Raw genomic sequence first — 22,386 nt, 5'->3', positions numbered from 1 at the left:
CGCGCCTGACGGCGGGCACCGCTGTTCGGCGCGCCGATATCACCGGTCCTATTTCTTCCGTCCCTGGGGCAATGGGAGGTTCGGGGAGAACACGGCCATCGCTGCGGTGTCGGTCTCCTGGTCCAACGGCGGTGATGGGGGCGCCAGGGTCGGTTCGGGTCCGTACCAAGGCTCTTCGTGGTGTGGAACAGCTGCGGGTGGATCGAGGGTGTCGATATCGGTGGTTCCTCGATCGGCGGGGGTATCCCGACCATCGGGTTTCGTGTTCTCGGTGGCGCCGGGCACGCCGTCCGTAGATGTCCCACCGCCCGGGGTGGCGCATCCTTCCTCCGGAAGGGCTTCCTCCGGCGGTCGGGGTTCGTCGGCGGAATCACCGGTTCCCTCGGATGGGGGCGGCGCGATCGCGGGGTCGACGACCTGCGATTCGGGTGATACGGCGGATTGGCCGTCGACGGCATCGATAACAGTTGCGACGGCATTACCGGCGGCGGTGACGATCTCGTCGAGATTGTCGACGAGAGACCCGGTGGCCGTGATGAGATCGGGGATGCTGCCGGTGATGGCTCCGATCGCGGTGACCACGGCGGCGATATCGTCGGGGGCCCACCGACCGGGTATACCGGTGCCTTCCGAGGCCTCGACCGCCTCCGAGGACGACGAACCCGGGTCGTCCGGTATTGATCGGTTCGTGGAATCGACCGGGCGAACCGCGGTCTCCGAAATCGGCGGGGTGGCGGGAACACAGCAACCGATCGCTGTCGGCGGGGCGACGGCCGGGAGGCCGGAAACGGTTTCTCGGGGGTGGCCGACAGGTGGGACCGATGCCGTGGTGTCCGCCATGCCGGGTGGGGTTCGCGGTGCGGTGGCATCCGGCTCCGGGATGGCGGTAGCGGCACGGAGGACCGGCGGCATCGGATATCCGGGCCGACCACCGGTGTGGGTGAGGTCGGTATCGGCGGCCGGCCGCCCACCGGGAGAGATGAATGCCGGGATCGGGAGCCGATCCAACGCCTCGATGATCTCGTCGTAGATACCGATGACAGTGGTGTCGGTGGTCTCGCACAGATCGGCGAATGTGGCTGCCGCGGTATCGATTTCGGGAACGAAGACGGTGTCGAGCCACAACGCGCAGACGGTGGACGTATCCACGTCACACGCGAAGGTATTGCCGGACAAGGCGGTGCGCAGTTCGGCGACCAGAGACTCCTCGGCTTCGGCTCGGTGACGTGCGCAATCGATGATCCGGTCGATCTGCTGCGGTGTTCTCCCGGCCGCGGTGCCGGGATCGTAGTCGCGACGAACGGTGTCGGCCTTGACGCGCACCGCGTCCACGAGCCGGGTCGCCCCCGCCGATACCGTGGTGTGAATGGAACGCAGGGTATCGAGCCCGGTCTCGACGCGGTGGGCGGTATAGGCGAGGAAGCCGTGCGCGTTCGCGGCCGCGGCGGAACCGTTCCAATACGTCGGAAGATTCCCGGCCCGATCGGCCAGAACCCGCGCCTCGTGCTCGAGACACCGCTCGAGTTCGCCCCCCAAGGCGGTGGCGAACGCCCGTAGCGGTCCCGGATCCATACCGCGCTCCCGGTGGTAACCGGCAGTCAGCGCCGCATGATCCCCGCTCACCGGCACGGTGCCCGTCCAGTCGCGGTAGCGAGGTAGGAACACCTCGAAATACCTCAGCCCCACGGCGCCGTCGTCCAGGATCGCGTCGATATCGACGGCGGCATCGACCGGCTTCACCGCAACGCTTCCGCGACGGCGCCGAGTTCGGTGGCGATGGCCCGGTCGGCGCCCACGCAATCGTCGATACCGGTCCGCAGCGCGCTACCGCAGTCGTATACGCAGTTGGCCCACCCGAACAGGTAGCGACGAACCCCGTCCAAACCCTCCCGGAGGCGCTCACCATACACCGGGTGGTACCGACCGGCCTTTCCCACATCGAAAGCCGCGGCACTGTCGGCGATCCGCATCGCGGCGTCGTTCACGGTCCGTCCCGAACCCCACAGATCCCGAGCGGCATCCTGCACCGTGGCAATATCCAGCAACATCAGCGGTCCTCCCCCTCGTGACGGCGACGGGTGGTATCCCATCGCCACGGATCGCCGGCTCGATCGAAGCCGTATCGATCCTGGACTGGTTCTGTCACAAGTATTGGACGCACGCCGTCTCGAACGGTTCCACGAATCCGTGAAATTCCGCGGTGTTCTCACCGCGGCCGCGCGATATCGCGGCCGCGGTCAGTTGGTCGAGGCCACCGGTTGCGGCGCCGGCGACGGATCCGGGGCCACACCGTCGTGGGCCACCATGGCCTCTGCGCGCCCCAGGCTGGGGCCGGGTGCGAGCAACCCCACGATCGGCCACGGCGCCGGTTCGGCCTTCTCCGGCATACCGAGCGCCTTCGCCGCGTCGAGATCCTTGATGCCGTAGCGGACACCGGTGTCGGCGATGAAGAAGAGGCTGTCCTTGCGGCGGCTGTCCGGCTCGATACCGGTGGTCTGCACGTATGCGCCGGTGCCGGGGGCCATATAGGCCGAATCCGCCAGGGGGCCCGAACCGTCGGCCTGGGCGAGCGGGACCAGTTTCGCGCTGTCCGACAACGGCAGGTTCACGCCGGTGATCACCGACAGTTCGGCCCGGTTCCCGGTGTTCTCGCTCGCCGCCGGAATCGGTTTCCAGGACAGGCAGCTCACCGGCCGGTCCCGGGGGTCCAGGATGGTCGGCGCGGTTTCCGGATAGGTCTGCACCCGCAGGGCGGAGGAGACCTTCGCATTGGTGCGGTCGCTCTGGCCGATGGTGTAGTCGGGGGAGGTCTGCGGGTTGGCGTTGCGGATGATCTCCGCGGTGAGTGGGGATATGGCCTGTAAGCCATCGCGCAATACCACGTAGTTCTCCACACCACCGGTGGTGATCTGCACGACCTCGCCGATGCGGTGGCCGGCGATCGGGTAGTCGGGCACACTGCCCGCCTCCTCGATGGGCGGCGGCACGATCTGCGGTACCTCGGGGATGGCGTTGAGCAGGCCCTCGCTCACCGGCCGCGGTGTGGCGCCGGTGATTTCGAGCGCGTCGGTGACCGCGCGATCGTTCATGTCGACCCGCGCGCGTTTGTTGTCGTAGATCAGGTAGGTGGCGCTCGAGCCCTGCACGAGCAGCGCCTTCCCCTTCTCCAACGCCGACGCCTTGTCACCCAGCTCCGGCTCGCCCGCCAGCACCGAGGTGGTGAGGTCCCGACTGCCGTCGGTCTTCATCATGTCGCAGACGCTCCAGGGCCGCCCCGCACCGGAATCGTCGGTGGGCAGCGCGCCGGGAGCACCGGGTATACCGATCAGCGGACCGCGCGGTCTCGTCCCTAGTTCGGATTCCTTGATGATGGCCGCCTTCGGGGCATCCCCCACCGCGAGCCGGGCCGAGGCGAGGTTCAGCGCCGGATACACCACATCATCGATCACCGCGTAGACGGCGCCGGACTCCTTGCCGATGAGGATCTTGTTGGTGCCGATCTTGTCCTGCGGGCGCAGCAGCGCGAGTACGCCGCAACCGGCGAGGACCACGAAGGCCAGTACCAGACCGGCTGCGTAGGCACGAGATTGCGAGCGCATGGGATCGTGCAGCATGCGCACATCCCGCCGTACCAGAGCATGCTCCATTCGACGCACCAGAAAGCGGTAACCGCTGACCTGCCACCGGGTAGTGGGCTTAGAAGGCATCTTTTATCCCCCGAACAATGCTCGCGTTCGTCGAACACAGTACAGTTTCGACAGATCCAGTTCAGCTCGGCCACCCGATCGGCCGACACCGGTACATGGGGGATAGGGATGGCCGATCCAGCCGTGGCGGGGCCCGGCAAACTCTTCGGGCGTATCTCGATGCGCAATCTGCTGGTGGCACAGCTCATCGGACTCGTGGCGGGTGTGGTGGTCCTGATGATGGGCCTCGGACCGTGGGTCGCACTCGTCGCCGTTGTCGTGGTGATGGCGATTCCGCTGATCCCCGTCGGGCGACGCGTCCTGCTGGATTGGCTCGACACCTGGTGGGCGTATCTGACCCGCACCGAATACACGATCGGCAGCACCGTCGACTTCCGCGGCCCGGACGGCCGATCGTTGGGTTTGTTCCAGGACGGCAGCCGGATCGTCTCGGTGATCGAGGTGCTCGCACCGAAAGGCGGGCTGACCAGACTCGACCGCTCCACCGTGCGCGCCTCGCATCTGCTGCCGCTGCCGGATCTGGCGCGTTGCCTCACCCAGCACGACATCCTGCTCAGCGGGATCGACATCATCAGCCACGGCCACCGCAGTCGCTCCGGCACTCCCGCGGGAGCGATCTACGAATCGCTGCTCGGCCCGCTGCCGGCCACCGCGCACCGCACGGTGTGGTTGGCCATCGCGTTCGACGCGGTCGCCTGCCCCGGGGCGGCAGAACGTCGCGGTGGTGGCGACGAGGGCGCCAAACGCGCGGTGACCATTGCCACCCAGCGCATCATGCGCACCCTGGAAGACGCCGACTGCACCGCCCGTATCCTGACCGCCCCGGAGATCCGGCGAGCGGTGCTCCAGGTCACCCAGAACAACAACCCCCGCGACCTCACCCACAGTTGGCGTTACGCCGAACTCGGCAACTGTGTGAACATCGGCGACGCGCTCGATCCGAAATATCTCGACTCGGAGGCGCTGTCGCAGCTGTGGGTGCCCGCCTCGTTGGGGACCACGGTGGCCGTCCGGTTGCGGCCGGGCCATTCGGCGGACACGGTGAATATCGGTGCGGCATGGCGTCTCACCACCCGGGAATTGCCCGAGGATCGGAAACTTCCGGGCATGGTGTCGATGAACGGCCGCCACCGCGACGCTCTGCTCGCGCATCTGCCGCTCGCCCTACCCGGACTCGAGGAAGTCGTCCCGATGGCGGAACACCCGGTCGAGGCCATCGGGGCGCTCCGGCTGCCATCGGCGGGCTGCGGCCAGCTGATCGGTTCCGACGAGCAGGGCAACGGTGTCGCGGTGCGGATCATCGGCGCCGGTATCGCGTCGGTGTATGTGGCCGGTGAACTCTATTTCGCGCAACAGCTGGTATTTCGGGCTCTGGCGATCGGGGAACGCGTCCTGGTCCGCACCGATCGTCCGCACGCCTGGGCGCAGCTGGTGGAAACCATCGGCAACTGGGAACGTTTGAGCATCGCCGTGGAAACCCACCAGTCCGACGCCGGATACACCGCGACCGTGGTGGACGGCGTCATCGGGCCCGCCCCCCACGCCGGTATCACCACCATTTTCGTGGCCGCCGATCCGCGTGGCTGGCCCGCCACCCCACCGGACCTGTCACTTCAGCAGCCGGGCGCCATCGGCAACCACATCATCCTGCGGACCGGCGCCACGCGCGTGGATCTGAACCTGGTGTCGATCCCACGCGAGGCCACCTATATCGGTCATCCGCGCGGCCGCGTGCCCGCTCATCAGTAGGCGGCGTCGGTTCGACCGCGCGGGGTTCAGCCCGGATAGGGGTCGGTCGCGCGGGCGTCCCGCAATACCCGCCCCCACCAGACGAGCTGTCCCAACATACGCTGCACGCCGTCGATGGCCGCGCCGTCGCCGGTATTTCCCTTCGCGTCGAACTGTTTCTTGGCCCGATGAAAACTCACCGACTCGCGGACCGAGACCATATGGATCTCCGCCACCACCTGACGCAGCTGTTCGACGGCCCGCAGCCCACCCGACATTCCGCCATAGGAGACGAACCCGATCGGTTTGGCCCGCCATTCGTGCTTGGCACTGTCCAACGCGGTTTTCAAGGAAGCCGGATAGCCGTGGTTGTACTCGGAGGTCACCGCCACGAAGGCATCGGCCACGGCGAGCCGTTCCCGAAACCGCACCACCTCGGGGGTTTCGGTGAGATCGACGGGCAACGGAATATCGGCGAGATCCAGCACGCCGATATCGAACTCGGCCCGGGCCCGGGCGGTACGCAGAAACCAGTCGGCGACCACCGGGGCGAACCGCCCCGGCCGGGTACTGGCCACAATGACCTCGAGTCGCAGCGGTGTGTCCACCGCACGAGCCTAACCCCGATCGACTCAAGGCAACTCGAACGGCAGCGACACCCCCGCGTGTACCCGACAGTTATCACAGGTCTCGATATCACCGACGGCTGCGAGCGCCCGCCGGATCAGCGCCTTGAACGGCACGATATTGCGTTCGAATTCGGCGAACACGTCCACGGCGCGCACCCCCTCCCCTTCCTCGACGCCGGCGTCCAGATCGGTCACCAGGGCCACCGCGGCGTAACACATTTCCAGTTCCCGAGCGAGCACCGCCTCCGGGTGACCGGTCATGTTCACCAGATCCCAACCCTGCCCGGCGAACCATCGGCTCTCGGCCCTGCTGGAGAAGCGCGGCCCCTGCACCACCACCATGGTGGCCGCCGAGTGCACCGGCATCTCCTCGGTCGCGGATTTCACCGTGACGCCGCGCAATTCGGCGCAGTAGGGGTCGGCGAAGGAAACGTGGATACCGCCACGGTCGAAGAAGGTCTGTGGACGTCCGGATGTCCGGTCCACCAACTGGTCCGGCACCACCACGGTGCCCGGCCCCCAGTCCGGGCGCAGGCTGCCCACCGCGCACGGGGCGAGGATCCGGCGGACCCCGAGCGAGCGCAGCGCCCACATATTCGCCTGGTACGGCACGGTGTGCGGCGAGTATTCGTGCCGAGTGCCGTGCCGCGGCAGGAAGGCAACCGCGCGCCCCGCCACGGTCCCGATCGAGATGGGCGCGCTCGGGTCGCCATAGGGGGTGTCGACTCGAATCGTCTCCGCCGCGTCGTCGAAGAAGTCGTAGAAACCGCTGCCGCCGATAACGGCCAGCGCGGGCCGGGCCTGCGTACTCATGGTGCGATTCTGCCGCGCCGGTCCGCGGGATGCACAGCAGGGTGGATTTCGGGGCCCGCCGCCCGACGATGTTTCGACTGGAGCGTTCGGCGGCCTACCGACCTGACAATACCGACGGGTAGCTGTACCCTCGGGGGGTATTGATTCAGCACTCGGACCGGCACAGAGGAGACCACGGTGACACACGACGCCGAGAACCACGAACCGGCCACATCCGATACCTCCGAGTCGACCCCCCGGCCCGCCGGTCACGGCTACATCACCGCCAAGGACGACTACCTCAAACGACTGCGCCGCATCGAGGGTCAGGCCCGCGGCCTGCAGCGCATGGTCGAGGAGGAGAAGTACTGCATCGATATCCTGACCCAGGTCTCCGCCATGACCAAGGCACTACAGGCGGTGGCCATGGGCCTGCTCGAAGACCATATCGGCCACTGTGTGGTGAACGCGGCGATCGCCGGCGGCCCGGAGGCCGAGGCCAAGCTCAAAGAGGCCACCGACGCCATTGCGCGGCTGGTTCGTTCCTGAGGGCGCCCCGGGTACGTCCCGGGGCGTTCGCCGTCAGTCCTGCCGGGTCAGCAAAGGCGCCAGAGCGCGCAAGGTGGCCAGATAATCCTCATCCAAGGGCTGCAGAGCGAGATGATCCGCGCCCGCCTCGATATGGGCGCGCACCTGCTCGGCGATCTGCTCGGCCGTACCGTGCACGGCAAGGGCGTCCAGTAGCCGGTCGCTACCCGGTTTGGCGATATCGTCGTCGGTGTAACCGAGCCGGCGCAGATTGCTCGTGTAGTTGCGCAGGCCGAGATACATTTCGACAACCTTGCGGCCGGTCGCCCGCGCCCGCTCGGGGTCGGTGTCCAGAACCAGCTTCTGTTCGGGCACCAGCAGAGCGTCGCCGACGATCTTCCGGGCCTGAGCGGTGTGTTCCGGGGTGGTCAGATAGGGCAGGGCGCCGGCCGTGCGATCGGCGGCCAGTTTCAACACTTTCGGCCCGAGCGCCGCCAGAGCGCGACTCGCCACCGGCACCCCGGCCTCGTCCAATTCGTCGAGATATTCGACCAGCGTTTCGTACGGGGAGCGATAGGGTGCGTTGGACTCGGGGTGGCCGATACCGATACCCAGCAGGAACCGGCCGGGGAAGCGTCCTTCGACACGGTGGAAGGACTCGGCCACCTCTCGGGCGGGAGCCGTCCAGACATTGACAATGCTGGTGCCGACCTTCAGATTCTCGGTGGCGGCCAACAGATCTTCCACCACCGGCAGATCCGACGGCGGGGAACCGCCGAGCCACAGCGCGCCGTACCCGAGTCGCTCCAGCTCGCCGGCCGCTTCGGGAGTGAACGACTTGTAGTACCGCCATACACCGTAGCGTCCGAAATCAATCGTCATATCTGCCCCAACCTTCGTCGTCGGTGATCTGTTCCCGCGGGGCCGACCCTATTGCCGTTATCGCGCGCGGCCACGCTTGGCACGCGGGCTATTCCGAATCGCCGCCCGAACCGCCACAGCAGCCATCCACCACCGCATCCGCCGAACGGGTTTCCCTGGTTTGCGCGTTCCGCGCGGCCAGCTCGGATTCGGCCGGATAGTCCACGGCGATCAGACTGAGACCGTGTGCCGGCGCGACCGTGACCGAACTCGATCGCTGCCGCTGGGTGAGTAGCTCCGCCACCCATTCCGGGGAGCGCCGGCCCTGCCCCACGGCGAGTACCGCACCCACCAGACTGCGCACCATCGACCAGCAGAACGCGTCCGCGCTCACATAGGCGTCCAGTCGATATCCGGTGCGCACCCAGTCGTAGCGCTGTAGTTCCCGAATGGTGGTGGCACCCTCACGACGGCGACAGAAGGCGGCGAAGTCGTGTAGCCCCAACAACTTCCGGGAGGCGGCGCGCATGGCATCCAGATCGACCTCCCGGCAACCGACGACACTACGGGCCGACAGCGGGTCGGAGCCGTAGGGGGCGGTGGTGAGGCGATAGACGTAGTGGCGACGAATCGCCGAGAAACGGGCGTCGAATTCCGCGGGCACCGGGCGGATACCGGTAATGCGCACATCCTTGGGCAGGAACTTCGCCATACGGCGGATCAGCGCGTCCGAATCGATCTCGGCGGTGGTATCGAAATGCGCGACCTGGCCTTCGGCGTGCACGCCCGCGTCGGTGCGCCCCGCGACGGTCAACTGCACCGGTTGCCGCAACACCTTGCCCAGCGACTCCTCCAGCACGCCCTGAACGGTGCGGTGGCCGGGCTGCCGGGCCCAGCCCTGGAAATCGGTGCCGTCATAGCCGATATCCAACCGCATCCGCCGGGTGGGCCCCTGCTCCGCCGACGAACCGGCCGTGCCCACCTCGGCCGTTGTCGCGGATGTATCCGCGGGATCCGACGGTCGGGCCCCCGCCGATTCGTACACGCTCACCAGACAACTCCTCCCGAAACCGGACGAGCCCGCCCACCCTGAGCGGGCGGCGGGCTCGTTGTCTTCGATCGAGCCACCAGCGGCGGCGCCGGCAGGGCCGCCCGGGTCCTTCCGCCATACGAATCCGTCGACGTGAATTCGCTGCGAACGGTCCGGAACCGGAGCGAGCCCACCATGAGGTCGACCGTCCTGGAGGGTCCGACCCGTCGACCGCCGGAAGCACCGGCGGATCCACGGGTCGGCTCCTGCTCGATGAGGCGACGACTACGCCTTGTCGTCGGCCTTTTCTTCGGTGGCCTTTTCTTCGGTGGCCTGGTCCGCGGTGGCCTCGGCGTCCTCCGCGGCCGGAGCCTCGGCGACCTCGGCCTTCTCCTCGGTGGCTTCGGCGGCGGGGGCCTCGGCCTTCTTCGAGGCGGCGACCCGACGGGCGCGATCGGCCTCGTTGGTCACGGTCTTCTCCCGGACCAGCTCGATGATCGCCATCGGGGCGTTGTCGCCCTTACGCGGCAGGGTCTTGATGATCCGGGTGTAGCCACCTTCGCGGCCTTCGAACGAGGGCCCGATCTCGGCGAAGAGACTGTGCACGACGTCCTTGTTCCGGATCACCTTGAGCACCTCGCGGCGGTCGGCCAGGGTGCCGGCCTTGGCCTTGGTGACCAGCTTCTCGGCGTAGGGGCGCAGCGCCTTGGCCTTGGCCTCGGTGGTCGTGATCCGACCGTGCTCGAAGAGCGCCGTGGCCAGATTGGCGAAGATCGCCTTCTGGTGCGACGCCGACCCGCCGAAGCGGGCACCCTTCTTGGGCTTGGGCATTGTTGAATCTCCTTATGAGAGGCCGTCTCCGGGGCGCCCGCCCCGGATCGGCCTAGAGCTGTTCGGTTTCGGCGTAGTCCTGCTCGCCACCGTCGTTGTCGCTGAAAGTGCCGCTGTCCGACCAGGTCCCGGTGCTCGCGTCGTAGCCGACCACGCTGGACGGATCGAACGACGCCGGGCTGTCCTTGAGCGAGAGGCCGAGGGCGTGCAGCTTGACCTTGACCTCGTCGATGGACTTCTGGCCGAAGTTACGGATGTCCAGCAGATCCGATTCGGTCCGGGCCACCAGCTCGCCGACGGTGTGCACACCCTCGCGCTTGAGGCAGTTGTAGGACCGCACGGTCAGATCCAGATCCTCGATCGGCAGACCGAAGGAGGCGATGTGATCCGCCTCGGCCGGCGAGGGGCCGATCTCGATGCCCTCGGCCTCGACGTTCAGTTCACGGGCCAGGCCGAACAGCTCGACCAGGGTCTTGCCCGCCGAAGCGAGCGCGTCCCGCGCGCTGATGGAGTTCTTGGTCTCCACGTCCAGGATGAGCCGATCGAAGTCGGTGCGCTGCTCGACGCGGGTGGCCTCCACCTTGTAGGTCACCTTGAGCACCGGAGAGTAGATCGAATCCACCGGGATCCGGCCGATTTCCGCGCCGGCGGCCTTGTTCTGCACCGCCGGAACATAACCGCGACCGCGCTCGACGACGAGCTCGATCTCGAGCTTGCCCTTGTCGTTCAGGGTGGCGATGTGCATATCGGGGTTGTGCACCACCACACCGGCCGGCGGCACGATATCGCCGGCGGTGACGACGCCGGGACCCTGCTTGCGCAGGTACATGGTGACCGGCTCGTCCTCCTCCGAGGACACGACCAGACCCTTGAGGTTCAGGATGATGTCGGTGACATCCTCCTTCACGCCGGGCACGGTGGTGAACTCGTGCAGGACACCGTCGATGCGGATGCTGGTCACCGCCGCCCCCGGAATCGAGGACAGCAGGGTGCGCCGCAGTGAATTGCCGAGGGTGTAGCCGAAACCGGGCTCGAGGGGCTCGATGGTGAACTTCGAGCGGTTCTCGGCGATGACCTCTTCGGTCAGCGTCGGACGCTGGGAAATCAGCATGTGGATCATCCTCCTTTATGGGCGCCCGCTATTTGACGCCTCGTCTAGGGGTTGTGCGTGACCATCCGAGCCGGATGGTCACGCACCAGCGGCACAGCCGATTACTTCGAGTAGTACTCGACGATCAGCTGTTCCTGCAGCGGCACATCGATCTGAGCGCGCTCGGGCTCCTGGTGGACCAGGATCCGCAGCCGCCCCGGAATGACCTGGAGCCAGCCGGGCACCTGACGGTCGCCCAGGGTCTCGCGGGCCACCTGGAACGGCAGCGTGTTCAGCGACTTCTCCTTGACATCGATGATGTCGTACTGGCTCACGCGGTAGGACGGAACGTCCACCTTCTTGTTGTTCACCAGGAAGTGGCCGTGGCTCACCAGCTGGCGGGCCTGCCGACGGGTGCGCGCCAGACCGGCGCGGTACACCACGTTGTCCAGCCGGGTCTCGAGCAGACGCAGCAGGTTGTCGCCGGTCTTGCCCTTCTGCCGGTGGGCCTCGGCGTAGTAACGGCTGAACTGCTTCTCCATCACGCCGTAGGTGAAGCGCGCCTTCTGCTTCTCCTGCAGCTGGAGCAGGTACTCGCTCTCCTTGATCCGCGCGCGGCCGTGCTGACCGGGCGGGTAGGGGCGACGCTCGAATGCCTGGTCACCGCCGACCAGGTCGACGCGCAGGCGACGCGATTTGCGGGTGATGGGACCGGTGTAACGGGCCATTGTGCTCTACCTTCCTTCCCGCTAGACGCGACGCCGCTTGGGCGGACGGCAGCCGTTGTGCGGCTGCGGAGTGACATCGGAGATCGTGCCGACCTCCAGGCCCGCGGCCTGGAGCGAACGGATCGCGGTTTCGCGGCCCGAACCGGGGCCCTTGACGAACACGTCGACCTTCTTCACGCCGTTCTCCTGCGCCTTGCGGGCCGCGTTCTCGGCGGCCAGCTGCGCGGCGAACGGGGTCGACTTGCGCGAGCCCTTGAAACCGACATGGCCGGAGGACGCCCAGGAGATGACGTTGCCGGACGGGTCGGTGATGGACACGATCGTGTTGTTGAACGTGCTCTTGATGTGCGCGTGGCCGTGGGGGACGTTCTTCTTCTCCCGGCGGCGCGACTTCTGGGTCTTCTTGGGGCCGGAGGCCCTGGACTTGGGAGGCATCGGTTATCCCCTACTTCTTCTTGCCGGCGACGGTGCGCTTGGGGCCCTTGCGGGTGCGCGCGTTGGTCTTGGTGCGCTGGCCGCGCACGGGCAGGCCACGACGGTGGCGCAGACCCTGGTAGCAGCCGATCTCGATCTTGCGGCGGATATCGGCCTGCACCTCGCGGCGCAGGTCACCCTCGACCTTGAACTCCGAGGCCTCGATGTAATCGCGCAGCTTGGTCAGATCGTCGTCGGACAGATCCTTCGAGCGCAGGTCCGGGCTCACGCCGGTGGCGTCCAGGATCTCCTTCGCGCGGGTACGGCCGATGCCGTAGATGTAGGTCAGCGCGATCTCCATGCGCTTCTCGCGCGGGAGATCGACGCCCATCAGACGTGCCATGTGGCAGTTCCTTCACTGTTGCGGAGGTCTACTCCCTGTCCGTCCCCTCGTCTTGCGGGGCCCCGGCCTCCGTTCCGGGGGGTGGGCTCACACACCTTCGGGCTGACCCGAAATCCTCAGTGTGCGGCCGGCGCAGGGAGGCTTACTCGTATTTGTCGCCAATCCGAACCGCGTTCGGTGCTCGGCAGTGGTGTCAGCCCTGACGCTGCTTGTGGCGCAGGTTCTCGCAGATCACCATGACCCGCCCGTGACGGCGGATCACCTTGCACTTCTCGCAGATCTTCTTGACGCTCGGCTGAACCTTCACGTCCGTCCAATCCTTGGTCGGTGTTCGTACCGAGGTACGAACACAGTTGTCCCCGGTCGGGTACGACCGGGGAAGTTCCTTTATATGGGCGAGCCTGCCGACCCGATCACTTGTAGCGGTACACGATGCGTCCGCGGGACAGGTCGTAGGGCGAAAGCTCGACGACCACGCGGTCCTCCGGCAGGATGCGGATGTAGTGCTGCCGCATCTTGCCGCTGATGTGCGCGAGAACCTTGTGCCCGTTCTCGAGCTCGATACGGAACATCGCATTCGGCAACGGCTCGACAACCCGACCCTCGACCTCGATGGCCCCGTCTTTCTTCGCCATGTCCTCCGCGATCCCGGTTACACTGCAACCTGGTTTGACTGCCCTGTACTGTTCGAGTGGACCGACCCGCGACGATCCGCGGTCGGAACCGCCGATCGGAACGCGGCGTCGAAACCGCCGATCGCACGCAAACAGGCGGCGCATGGATGCACCGCCTGACCAGCTTACCGGCAGGTACCGAATCGGGCAAAAACGGGTCGCCCGGGTAACCCGAAGTTTCGTTGTCCCCTACGGCTCCCGCCGCATGGGACGGCAAAGTATTCGCGGTATTCGCGTAAACTGACGGCTGTCCGAGGGTTGATCACAACAGGAGGGGACGCGTTGAGCCGCAGTAACGACGGCCTCCCCATGCTGCCACCGTGGTTGTCCGAGGGCAACGCCGAGACCAGCGGCGACAATTCCTACATCGGCTACGAGGCACCGGTCCGGAATCTCCCCCAGGACGACTACATTCCCGAATCACCCCCACCCCGCCGGGGCTTCTTCAATCGCGGCTCGGACGACGATTCCGAGGGCGGCGGTCGGCGGGACAAACGCCGTCTGTTGCGCCGCCGCAACAAGGGCGAGCAGCCGTCCCTGGAGGATCGGGTCGGCGAACTGCTACCCAAGCGCCCCACCAACCCCAACCGTCCGGCCGCGGCCACGTGGGACGAGTGGAGCCCACGGCCGGAACCGCCCCAGGAAGGTCCGCAGGGCCCCGAGGCGAACCAACCGCCGAACACCCCCACACCGCCGAACACCTGGGAGGCGACACCACCACAGGCGGAGCGGTCGGGGTCCGCACCCGAATCCGTTCAGCAGCACCAGGGCGGCCCGAATCCGCAGGCCGGCACCGACGCGGGTCCCGCCATGGGCTCGTGGAGCGCACCCCAATCGGATCTGCCCGAACTGCCGACCCGGCGTCCGGGTCCGCCGTCCGAGGGGTTCCGGCCGATCGGCGAGCATTCCCTCGCCGATCCGAACCAGTACGGCTCCCCATCCGATTCCGCGCCGAGCACCGCGCCCGCCCCGGGGCCGGCCCAGACGGATATTCCGCCCACCCCGCCCCAGCAGGGCGACAACCGTCCTTACCTGCCACCGCCACCGCCGATGCCGAGCGCGCGACCCGGCGAGACGACGGAGACTCAGCCCTCACACGCACCGGCGCCCGAGCCCACCCAACCATCGGCTCCCGAATCCGCCGGGCAGGCCCCGGTTGAGCCCCCGGTGGTGCAGCAACCCCTACAGCGCCTACCGGACCTGCCGCCCGCCCCGAACGCCGGTCCCATCGCCGGCGCGCCACAAAGCGGTAGCGGACCGTCGCCCGCGCCCGGCCCTGAGGTCCCACCCGGCCCGGTCGCACCGGGGCCCACCGCCCAGGCTCCCCACCCCGCGCAGCCTCCCGTCCCGGCACCCGGCCCCGCTCCGCAGGCCCCGGGACCCACGCAGGCCCCTGGTCCGGCACAGGCCCCCGGCCCGTCCACATACGCCCCCGGACCGAATCCCTACGCCTCCGCCGGCCCCTACCAGCAGCCTCCTGCCCCCGCTCCCTACCAGCAGGGGCCGGCACCCCACACCTCCGGCTCCTACCCTCAGGTCCCCGGACCGGACCCGCGGATGCCGGGCCCCGCCCCTCGGACTCCCGATCCGTACCGGCAATGGCCCGCGCCCCAGCCGGGACCGGCGCCCCGAACCGACGGCGGAGGGCCTGTCCAGGGTTATCAACAGCCCCCGAATCAGCAGTGGAACCAGCCCGCGCCCCCACCCCACGGGGGTCAGTGGCAGGGACCCCCGCAGGGGCAACCGGAATACCGGCCGAACCAGCCCGGTCCCGGTGGCCCGGCGATGCCCGGTGGTCTGGGCTCGTCGCTGGACGACGTGCCGTTGCGACGCGCCAAACGCGCCCCCGGCTCCGGCTGGCGCAAGGCCGTACACCACGTCTCGCGGGGAGCGATCAACCCGGGTATGTCCGCCGAGGAGCGACGGCTGCAGGAGTTGGTGGCCCGCATCCGGCAACCGGTGCGCGGCGACTACCGGATCGCGGTGCTATCCCTGAAGGGTGGTGTCGGTAAGACGACCACCACCATGGGGCTCGGTTCGACCTTCTCCTCCATCCGCGGCGACCGCGTGATCGCCGTGGACGCCAACCCCGACTTCGGCACGCTCTCACAGCGGGTGCCGCTACAGACCCGCTCCACGGTGCGCGATCTGCTGCTGGATCCCTCGATCGAGCGTTACTCGGATGTGCGCCGCCATACCTCACAGTCCTCCAGCCGCCTGGAAGTGCTGGCCAGTGAGCGCGATCCGGCCGCGTCGGAGGCGTTCAGCGAGGCCGAATACCGTGCGGTCGCCCGGATTCTGCAGCGGTTCTACAACATCATCCTCACCGACTGCGGTACCGGCCTGATGCATTCGGCCATGACCGGCGTACTCGATCTGGCGCATTCGCTGGTGCTGATCTCCTCCCCGGCCATCGACGGTGCCCGCAGCGCGGCGGCGACCCTGGACTGGCTGTCGCTGCACGGACACGATCATCTGGTACGCAATGCGGTGGTGGTGATCAACTGCCCGCGGGACGGATCACCCAACGTCGGCATTCAACAGCTACGGGAGTACTTCCTCACCCGCTGCCGTGCGGTGCACATCATCCCGTTCGACAACCATTTGTCCGAGGGCGCGGAGATCGATCTGCATCGGCTGCACAAGAGCACCAAACGCGCCTATGTCGAACTGGCCGCCACCGTGGCCGATGATTTCGCGACCGATCACCGGCGTTTCCAGCAGTAGCGGTTACGGGGTCCCGGACGGCGAGCCGGGATCTCACCACTCGGGGAGGCGACGGCGTCCCGCCATGATCTCTCGGACCAGATCGTCGTAGGCGTCGGTCAGTTCGGCCAGGTGATGCCAGGCGCTGTGCAACAGTTCGTCGTCGGAGACCAGGGTCATCAATGCGTGATGGGCCCGGACCGATGCCTCGGCCAATCGGTCGATCACCGCGCCGATGGTCTCGGTGTGCAGGGTGGCACCCATCCGGGTCTGCGGCACATTGCGCATCACCCAGTCATCGATGGCCATGACCAATTCCATTCGGCGCCGCTCGATTTCGAGAAGCTGCTCGGGATCGGTGACCATCGAGCCGCCGCGGCCCACCAGCCGCCGTTCGTGCAGTACCGCCAGATCACGGGTGAACCAGAGCAATTGGCCCCCGACCACCCGGTGACCGCGTGCCGCCCGGACCAATAGATCCGAGCTGGGCAGAGGTCCAGGAAGGGAAGTCCGAGTCACCGAATCGGCACCATGGTTGGTGCCGGGAAGAGCCATTACGACTGTTGTATCCGAACCTGCCACGGTTGCCTCGCCGTCATCGCCGCACAACACCGGATCAGTACGTTCATTACAATAAACCCCGGAAGTTGCCTGTCAAGCGATGTCGGGTCGCGTCGGGCGCAAAAGAGTGGACTTCGTTACCTGCACGACCAACCGAGGAGCGCGATGGCGGACGGTCCGAGGTATCAGCGGATCGCGGACCGCCTTCGTGCGGAAATCCGCGCGGGCCGATGGAAGCCCGGGGATCGACTTCCCAGTCACGCCGAACTGGCCGAGCAGATGCGGGTCTCCCTCACCACTGCACGCAATGCGGTCCAGGTCCTGGTCACCGAGAATCTCGTCTACACCGCGACCTCCCGCGGCACCCGGGTACGCAGCCAGGAAGTGTTGGAATCCGTGGTCACCGACCACATCCGACCCAACCGGCCCCGATCGTCGCACGATATCTTCGAAGAGATCGCACGTACCGCGGGCCGAGAACCCAGCAAGGAATTCAGTGCCCGAATGGAACCGGCCGACCCCCAGGTCGCCCGCTGGCTCGAGGTTCCGCCGGATTCCTGGGTGGTGGCCCGAACCGTCGTCCAATACCTCGATGACGAGCCGTGGTCGTGGGAGGTGAGTTTCTACCCGCGAGACCTGGCCGAGGCCACCGGTATCGACTCCCCGCACGATATCGTCGAGGGCACCACCCGCAGGCTCGCCGATCGTGGACACGGCGAAACGGCACACCGCGATACGATCGTCGCTCGTCCCGCCGACGCAGAGGAGGCCGCGGTGCTCGGCGTCGCCACGGGAACCATGTTGTTGGATCATCTGCGGATAGGCGCCAATCACGAGCGGGTCACCCGGGTGACCCGGCACCGCTCGATCGCCGCCCGCAATCGACTCGCCTACGAACTCGGTGACGACGAGGGGACCGCCGTGATCCACCGCGCGCTGGGCGCATCCGACCGACCGGATATCGACCAGAACAGGTCCGGTGTGCCATGACGGTCCGCATCCGCCCGGCCACTCGCAACGACCTCCACCCGATCTGCCGCCTGCGCATCCAGCGCACGGCCTGGCTCATCGCACGCGGTTCCGACCAGTGGACGGTGACCGGTCGCGGACTTCCGATCGATATGTTCGCCCAACTCGTCGGTCATGCCATCGATGCGGGCGAAACCTGGATCGCGGAACTGGACGACAATGCCCCGGCGGGCACCATCACCGTGAACGACCGCGCCGACCCGGGGCTGTGGACACCCGATGAGATGGCGGATGCGCTGATCGTCCACTACATGATCGTCGACCTGCGTTTCGCCGGGCGAGGTGTCGGCCGCGAACTCCTCCGGCATGCGACGACACTGACCCGCCGGCGCGGCCGCGACTGGGTCCGGCTGGACGCCTGGACCACCAATTACGCCCTACACTCCTACTATCTCCGGTCCGGATTCCGGATGGTCCGCATCGCCGGACCGGACTGTACCGGACCGTCCCGGGCGCTGTTCGAACGCCATGTCGACAGCCGGTTGCCGGCGAGGAGCGCGCCGTGCTCCGCACCCATTCCCCGGAACCGTGATCTGCACAACTTTTCGGTGGGTGACGACCACCGAGCAATGGGACCGAAAGGTCAAAGCGGCGGCAGATAGGCCACTTGGACCATCTCGGGTTCACTGAGACTCCGCGAGATGAGGTTGCCCCGACCGGGAGGCAGTTTCGTCGCGCGGATATCGCCCAGGAATTTACCCTCGTCCTTGGGCGCGCTCATGAGCAGCGCGTCGACCGAAAGGTCCTTCATCCTGCCGAGCACCTTGTCGTACATCGCGCGGGACGCACCGCCGGCGCGGCGGGCGATTATCAGGTGCATTCCGATATCGCGTGCCTGGGGAAGGAACTCGAGCAGCGGATCCAACGGGTTCTGACTCGATGCCACCATGTCGTAGTCGTCGACGACGACATAGATTTCCGGCCCGCTCCACCAGCTGCGCTCGCGCAACTGCTTCGGTGTGATGTCCGCACCGGGAAGGCGTCGGGTCAGGTAGGCGGCGACTTCCTTGATCATGGGACCGGAAGTCTGCGAAGAAGTCGAGTATCCGGCCAACTGATCGCCCTCGAGCACGCCGAGCATGGTGCGTCGATAGTCGATGAGGATGACCCGCGCCTGATCGGCGTTCGAATTCTCCGCTATGCCCATCACGATATTGCGCAGCAATGTCGTCTTACCGCATTCGACGTCGGCGAACGCCATAAGATGCGGCTGGGCGTCGAAATCCAGTACGAGAGGCTGTAGTTCCGACTCGCCGAGGCCGATGGCGACCCGGGTCGGGCCCAGCTCGATCCGGTACCGACGCACGGCTTCCAGCACCTGTTCCCGTGGAATCTCCAACGGAAGCATGCGCACCTCGGGGGCGCGCACACCGGCGTACAGCGTATTGAGTTGTCGTTTGGCCTCGCTGATGCCCTCGGCCAAGGTCGAGGCATCGGAGCTCGAGTCCAATCGGGGCAATGCGATGAGCATGTGCAGACTGTCGGGGGTCAGTCCTCGACCCGGACGATTCATCGGCACGAGTACCGCAGTGCGCCGATTCATCTCGGAATCGGACGGGTCGCCGAGCCGCAACTCCAGTCTGGTACCGATGAGATCCTTTACGGCGGGCCGGATCTCGGCCCAGCGATTGGCCGAGATCATGAGGTGGATACCGTAGGACAGCCCCTGAGCGGCCAACGAGTTGAGGGTCGGCTCGAAGGCATCGAACTCGGCGCGGATGGTCGGCCATCCGTCCACCACCAGGAACACATCACCGAAGGGGTCTTCCCAGACCGGGTCGGCACGCCGTTCCGACTCCGGCAGTCGGCTCAGCTGCTCCTTACGTTTGCGGAACTCGGCGATCGACTCGATACCCAAGGCGCGGAACCGCTCTTCGCGGTGGTGCAGCAACGCGTTTATCTCGGCGATGGTGCGACGGATCCGGTCCACCTCCAGGCGACCCGCCACCGAACCGACATGTGGCAGATCCGCGAGACCGGCCAGGGTGCCACCACCGAAGTCCAGGCAGTAGAACTGGACCTGTTCGGGTGTGTGGGTGGCGGCGGCCGCCATGATGACGGTACGGAGAGCGGTCGACTTACCGGATTGCGGACCACCGACCACGGCCAGATGGCCCTGCGCGCCCGACAGATCGATGATCAGCACATCACGTCGCTGCTCGTACGGTTTGTCGATGACACCGATGGGCATCCACAACTGGCCATTGCGGTTCACCGGGGACTTCCAGTCCGGATCCGGCAGCAACATATCCACCGACGGCGATTCGTCCAACGGCGGCAACCACACTTCGTGGGCCGGCCGACCGTGTCCGGTGAGCCGCGAGACAACCACCTGCAACAGCGTCGGGGGCACCCCGCCGGCGGACAGACCGGCCACATCCGACTCGGCGTCCACCACATCACCGGCGCCGGGGGGCGGCGGAAGCTCCGGCAAACCGGGACGCACCGGTTCGGTACGGCCGAGCGGCTCCTCGGGGGCTTCGATCTCCACTTCCGCCGCGGTGAAAACCACCGGCGACCGACCACCCACCGGTCGCCCGCCGACTTCCCGCGGCCCCTCGGGGGAGACATATGGCCCGGACACGTATGCGGCATTGAACCGCAGCGGATCGTCGGCATCGCTTTTGAGATACGCCGAACCGGGCACACTCGGCAGGTGGTACGCGTCGGTGATACCGAGCACGGCACGGGACTCGTTGGCCGAGAAGGTGCGCAGACCGATCCGATAGGACAGGTGGCTGTCCAGGCCGCGCATCTTGTTCTCCTCCAACCGCTGCGAGGCGAGCAGCAGGTGCACGCGCAGCGAGCGACCGAGTCGACCGATCATCACGAACAGATCGGCGAAATCCGGCTTCTGGGAAAGGAGTTCGGAGAACTCGTCGACCACGATGAACAGCGCGGGCAGCGGGTCCAGTTGGGCGCCCGCGGCTCGCGCCTTCTCGTATTCGGTGACATTGGCGAAATTGCCCGCCGCGCGCAGTAATTCCTGTCGGCGGTTCATCTCACCCGACAGCGCGTCCTTCATGCGGTCGACCATCGAGAGTTCTTCCTCGAGGTTGGTGATGACCGCGGCGACGTGCGGAAGCGAATCCAGACCGAGGAAGGTCGCGCCACCCTTGAAGTCGACGAGCACCAGATTCAGCAGGTCGGGTGAATGCGAGGCCACCAGGGAAAGGACCAGTGTGCGCAGGAACTCCGACTTACCGGAGCCGGTCGCACCGATGCACAACCCGTGCGGACCCATGCCGTTCTCGGCGGCCTCCTTGATATCGAGCTCGACCGGGGTGCCGTCCGGGGTGACGCCGATCGGCACCCGCAACCGTTCACGATCGCTGCGGGGACGCCAGACCACCGCCGGGTCGATCCGGGCCGCATCGGGTATCTTCAGCAGCGCCATCAGGTCGGCGACGGAACGGGTTTCGTCGCCGAGGCTGACTATCTGCGCCGCGGTCGCGATCCGGTACCGCGCCAGTTTCCGGGCCAACGCGGTCGCCTCCGCTGTGGTGACGGTATCGGCGGTGGCGAATTTCTCGATACCGGCGGCCGATTTCGCCGCGACCGATCCGTCCTCGACCACCAATTGCAGCCCACGGCGCACGGCGAGACCGGCCTGTGGCGCGGACAGGTCCAAAACGGTGACCGAGTCGAGTCCCGCATCGCTGACGATACGTTCGGAACCGCTGACATACCCGTCGTCGATGATGACCAACAGATGGGTCCGCCCCGACGTCGGCGGCGCGTTGCGCATGAAGCGGCCGCGTTCGACCAGTTCACCGGCCATGGCGGTTTCGAGTTCGGCCAGTGACTGATACATCATGCGCCGGGAACCGAGCGCGTCGCGGTCCATCGGATGCTGGAGGTGGGGCAGCCATTTGGCCCATCCCCAGGTCTCACTGTCCGGGTCGGCGCAGATGATGGCCACCGCGGCGTGGTCCGGTCCGTGCAGCGTGACGAACTCCATCAGCATCGAGCGCACCAGTGTGCGGGCCTCGACGGGATCGCCTTCGATATTGATCGCGGGAAACGCCCGCAACGAGACCGCGGTCGGCAGATTGTGCACGACCGAATGGGTGCGGACGAACCGACGCAAGGCCACCGTCGACACCGGTTCCAGGTCCTCCAGCGGGCCGGTTTCGGGCCGAGCCAATTTGGTGGCCAGCCGGTGACTACCGACTCCCACCCGCACATGCCCGAAATCCGGGTCCTTCGGCCGGCGTTCCCACATCCGGCGGGTGCCGACGATCGAGAGCAGATCCGCGGGTTCGGGGTGGCTCCACGTCAGCGCGTCCAACTGGGCCCGACCGGTTTTGCGCACATCCTTGCGCACCTGATCGAGGTAGCGGAAGTAGTCCTTGCGTTCCTCGTTGAGCTCGGCGGCCCGCTTCGTGCCGCCACCCCCACCCCGGTATCCCGCCACCATGCCGACCATCGACATGAGCATCATCAGCGGGAACATCATCATGAACGGATTGGCCAGCAGGCTGCGCCCCATCATGACCATCATGGCGAGCATGCCGACCACGGCCACGACCATGACCACCGGCATCAACTTCATCAGCAGTCCGCTCGGCACCGCCCGCGGTATCTCGGGCGGCGCGGTGAGCGCCACCTCGCCCCCGGGTGGCCGGGGTGGCGCGATGCGCGGACGCCGGACGAATCCTTCGGTAGTCATGTC

21 protein-coding genes are annotated in these 22,386 nt (G+C 66.9%); 5 read left to right on the top strand and 16 right to left on the bottom strand.

Annotation, left to right across the window (positions count from 1 at the left end):
- Positions 1 to 48: 48 nt before the first annotated feature.
- The 3 genes from ON32_RS03895 to eccB all read right to left on the bottom strand — a co-directional run bounded on the left by ON32_RS03895 (position 49) and on the right by eccB (position 3,707).
- Complete coding sequence (locus tag ON32_RS03895; protein ID WP_040788690.1) at positions 49 to 1,740, bottom strand: hypothetical protein; 1,692 nt, start codon at positions 1,738 to 1,740, stop codon at positions 49 to 51.
- The gene (locus tag ON32_RS03890) at positions 1,737 to 2,048 is read right to left on the bottom strand and encodes a hypothetical protein (RefSeq protein WP_157224063.1); all 312 of its coding nucleotides are present in this window, start codon (positions 2,046 to 2,048) and stop codon (positions 1,737 to 1,739) included. Before ON32_RS03890 ends, ON32_RS03895 begins: the two co-directional genes overlap by 4 nt.
- A 189-nt stretch (positions 2,049 to 2,237) precedes the next feature.
- Entirely contained in the window at positions 2,238 to 3,707 is a 1,470-nt protein-coding gene (gene eccB, locus ON32_RS03885; protein WP_083873979.1) for a type VII secretion protein EccB, read from the bottom strand.
- Positions 3,708 to 3,815: 108 nt separating this feature from the next.
- Here eccB and eccE point away from each other — a divergent pair, with 108 nt between their 5' ends.
- A complete protein-coding gene (gene eccE, locus ON32_RS03880; RefSeq protein ID WP_040788687.1) occupies positions 3,816 to 5,456 on the top strand; it encodes a type VII secretion protein EccE in 1,641 nt (546 codons plus the stop codon).
- A 26-nt stretch (positions 5,457 to 5,482) separates the two neighbouring features.
- Here eccE and ON32_RS03875 read toward each other — a convergent pair whose 3' ends face one another.
- Positions 5,483 to 6,043, bottom strand: a complete 561-nt coding sequence (locus ON32_RS03875; RefSeq protein WP_040788686.1) for an NADPH-dependent FMN reductase — start codon at positions 6,041 to 6,043, stop codon at positions 5,483 to 5,485.
- A 24-nt stretch (positions 6,044 to 6,067) separates the two neighbouring features.
- Positions 6,068 to 6,877: an S-methyl-5'-thioadenosine phosphorylase gene (locus ON32_RS03870; RefSeq protein ID WP_040788685.1), complete on the bottom strand. Its 810-nt coding sequence runs from the start codon at positions 6,875 to 6,877 to the stop codon at positions 6,068 to 6,070.
- Between the two features lie 258 nt (positions 6,878 to 7,135).
- Here ON32_RS03870 and ON32_RS03865 point away from each other — a divergent pair, with 258 nt between their 5' ends.
- Entirely contained in the window at positions 7,136 to 7,405 is a 270-nt protein-coding gene (locus ON32_RS03865; protein ID WP_051132851.1) for a metal-sensitive transcriptional regulator, read from the top strand.
- 33 nt (positions 7,406 to 7,438) lie between these two features.
- Here the strand turns inward: ON32_RS03865 and ON32_RS03860 are convergent, their stop codons facing one another.
- The 9 genes from ON32_RS03860 to infA all read right to left on the bottom strand — a co-directional run bounded on the left by ON32_RS03860 (position 7,439) and on the right by infA (position 13,376).
- Positions 7,439 to 8,266, bottom strand: a complete 828-nt coding sequence (locus ON32_RS03860; RefSeq protein WP_040788683.1) for an LLM class F420-dependent oxidoreductase — start codon at positions 8,264 to 8,266, stop codon at positions 7,439 to 7,441.
- Between the two features lie 88 nt (positions 8,267 to 8,354).
- Positions 8,355 to 9,182 (bottom strand): tRNA pseudouridine(38-40) synthase TruA, encoded by an 828-nt coding sequence (truA, locus tag ON32_RS03855; protein ID WP_083874012.1) that lies wholly within the window; start codon positions 9,180 to 9,182, stop codon positions 8,355 to 8,357.
- A 378-nt stretch (positions 9,183 to 9,560) separates the two neighbouring features.
- The gene (gene rplQ / locus ON32_RS03850) at positions 9,561 to 10,106 is read right to left on the bottom strand and encodes a 50S ribosomal protein L17 (protein WP_040788682.1); all 546 of its coding nucleotides are present in this window, start codon (positions 10,104 to 10,106) and stop codon (positions 9,561 to 9,563) included.
- 52 nt (positions 10,107 to 10,158) lie between these two features.
- Complete coding sequence (locus ON32_RS03845; protein WP_040788858.1) at positions 10,159 to 11,217, bottom strand: DNA-directed RNA polymerase subunit alpha; 1,059 nt, start codon at positions 11,215 to 11,217, stop codon at positions 10,159 to 10,161.
- Between the two features lie 101 nt (positions 11,218 to 11,318).
- Entirely contained in the window at positions 11,319 to 11,924 is a 606-nt protein-coding gene (gene rpsD / locus ON32_RS03840; protein ID WP_040788681.1) for a 30S ribosomal protein S4, read from the bottom strand.
- 21 nt (positions 11,925 to 11,945) lie between these two features.
- Complete coding sequence (rpsK, locus tag ON32_RS03835) at positions 11,946 to 12,359, bottom strand: 30S ribosomal protein S11 (RefSeq protein ID WP_014349147.1); 414 nt, start codon at positions 12,357 to 12,359, stop codon at positions 11,946 to 11,948.
- A 10-nt stretch (positions 12,360 to 12,369) separates the two neighbouring features.
- Positions 12,370 to 12,741: a 30S ribosomal protein S13 gene (gene rpsM, locus ON32_RS03830; RefSeq protein WP_040788680.1), complete on the bottom strand. Its 372-nt coding sequence runs from the start codon at positions 12,739 to 12,741 to the stop codon at positions 12,370 to 12,372.
- Positions 12,742 to 12,934: 193 nt separating this feature from the next.
- Positions 12,935 to 13,048, bottom strand: coding sequence for a 50S ribosomal protein L36 (gene rpmJ, locus ON32_RS03825; RefSeq protein WP_040686659.1), 114 nt, complete (start codon positions 13,046 to 13,048; stop codon positions 12,935 to 12,937).
- Between the two features lie 106 nt (positions 13,049 to 13,154).
- Complete coding sequence (gene infA / locus ON32_RS03820; RefSeq protein WP_003418601.1) at positions 13,155 to 13,376, bottom strand: translation initiation factor IF-1; 222 nt, start codon at positions 13,374 to 13,376, stop codon at positions 13,155 to 13,157.
- A 1,089-nt stretch (positions 13,377 to 14,465) separates the two neighbouring features.
- On the opposite strand from infA, the gene ON32_RS03815 reads away from it, so the two are divergent.
- Positions 14,466 to 16,142, top strand: coding sequence for a MinD/ParA family ATP-binding protein (locus ON32_RS03815; protein WP_051132849.1), 1,677 nt, complete (start codon positions 14,466 to 14,468; stop codon positions 16,140 to 16,142).
- 33 nt (positions 16,143 to 16,175) lie between these two features.
- Here ON32_RS03815 and ON32_RS03810 read toward each other — a convergent pair whose 3' ends face one another.
- Positions 16,176 to 16,640, bottom strand: coding sequence for a DUF4254 domain-containing protein (locus ON32_RS03810; protein WP_245550783.1), 465 nt, complete (start codon positions 16,638 to 16,640; stop codon positions 16,176 to 16,178).
- 207 nt (positions 16,641 to 16,847) lie between these two features.
- On the opposite strand from ON32_RS03810, the gene ON32_RS03805 reads away from it, so the two are divergent.
- Together ON32_RS03805 and ON32_RS03800 are read left to right on the top strand one after the other, a co-directional pair.
- Positions 16,848 to 17,672: a GntR family transcriptional regulator gene (locus ON32_RS03805; protein ID WP_040788678.1), complete on the top strand. Its 825-nt coding sequence runs from the start codon at positions 16,848 to 16,850 to the stop codon at positions 17,670 to 17,672.
- On the top strand, positions 17,669 to 18,313 hold the full coding sequence (locus ON32_RS03800; RefSeq protein WP_083873978.1) for a GNAT family N-acetyltransferase: 645 nt from the start codon (positions 17,669 to 17,671) through the stop codon (positions 18,311 to 18,313). Before ON32_RS03805 ends, ON32_RS03800 begins: the two co-directional genes overlap by 4 nt.
- Here the strand turns inward: ON32_RS03800 and ON32_RS03795 are convergent.
- Positions 18,295 to 22,383: a type VII secretion protein EccC gene (locus tag ON32_RS03795; protein ID WP_040788677.1), complete on the bottom strand. Its 4,089-nt coding sequence runs from the start codon at positions 22,381 to 22,383 to the stop codon at positions 18,295 to 18,297. The two genes, ON32_RS03800 and ON32_RS03795, sit on opposite strands and share 19 nt — an antisense overlap.
- Positions 22,384 to 22,386: the final 3 nt, after the last annotated feature.

The sequence above is a fragment of the Nocardia paucivorans NBRC 100373 genome (genome assembly GCF_000308675.1).
GTDB lineage: Bacteria > Actinomycetota > Actinomycetes > Mycobacteriales > Mycobacteriaceae > Nocardia > Nocardia paucivorans.
Note: the sequence above shows the minus strand (reverse complement) of the source record. Positions and strands in the feature narration are given on the sequence as shown.

Excerpts from the sequence above, each read along its gene's own strand:
- truA (WP_083874012.1), bottom strand. The coding sequence starts at position 9,182 with ATGCGGTTGGATATCGGCTATGACGGCACCGATTTCCAGGGCTGGGCC.
- ON32_RS03890 (WP_157224063.1), bottom strand. The coding sequence starts at position 2,048 with ATGTTGCTGGATATTGCCACGGTGCAGGATGCCGCTCGGGATCTGTGG.
- ON32_RS03860 (WP_040788683.1), bottom strand. The coding sequence starts at position 8,266 with ATGACGATTGATTTCGGACGCTACGGTGTATGGCGGTACTACAAGTCG.
- ON32_RS03795 (WP_040788677.1), bottom strand. The coding sequence starts at position 22,383 with ATGACTACCGAAGGATTCGTCCGGCGTCCGCGCATCGCGCCACCCCGG.
- rpsD (WP_040788681.1), bottom strand. The coding sequence starts at position 11,924 with ATGGCCCGTTACACCGGTCCCATCACCCGCAAATCGCGTCGCCTGCGC.
- rplQ (WP_040788682.1), bottom strand. The coding sequence starts at position 10,106 with ATGCCCAAGCCCAAGAAGGGTGCCCGCTTCGGCGGGTCGGCGTCGCAC.
- ON32_RS03800 (WP_083873978.1), top strand. The coding sequence starts at position 17,669 with ATGACGGTCCGCATCCGCCCGGCCACTCGCAACGACCTCCACCCGATC.
- eccE (WP_040788687.1), top strand. The coding sequence starts at position 3,816 with ATGGCCGATCCAGCCGTGGCGGGGCCCGGCAAACTCTTCGGGCGTATC.
- ON32_RS03845 (WP_040788858.1), bottom strand. The coding sequence starts at position 11,217 with ATGCTGATTTCCCAGCGTCCGACGCTGACCGAAGAGGTCATCGCCGAG.
- rpsM (WP_040788680.1), bottom strand. The coding sequence starts at position 12,741 with ATGGCACGTCTGATGGGCGTCGATCTCCCGCGCGAGAAGCGCATGGAG.
- rpsK (WP_014349147.1), bottom strand. The coding sequence starts at position 12,359 with ATGCCTCCCAAGTCCAGGGCCTCCGGCCCCAAGAAGACCCAGAAGTCG.
- eccB (WP_083873979.1), bottom strand. The coding sequence starts at position 3,707 with ATGCCTTCTAAGCCCACTACCCGGTGGCAGGTCAGCGGTTACCGCTTT.
- ON32_RS03870 (WP_040788685.1), bottom strand. The coding sequence starts at position 6,877 with ATGAGTACGCAGGCCCGGCCCGCGCTGGCCGTTATCGGCGGCAGCGGT.
- ON32_RS03815 (WP_051132849.1), top strand. The coding sequence starts at position 14,466 with ATGCCGAGCGCGCGACCCGGCGAGACGACGGAGACTCAGCCCTCACAC.
- infA (WP_003418601.1), bottom strand. The coding sequence starts at position 13,376 with ATGGCGAAGAAAGACGGGGCCATCGAGGTCGAGGGTCGGGTTGTCGAG.
- ON32_RS03805 (WP_040788678.1), top strand. The coding sequence starts at position 16,848 with ATGGCGGACGGTCCGAGGTATCAGCGGATCGCGGACCGCCTTCGTGCG.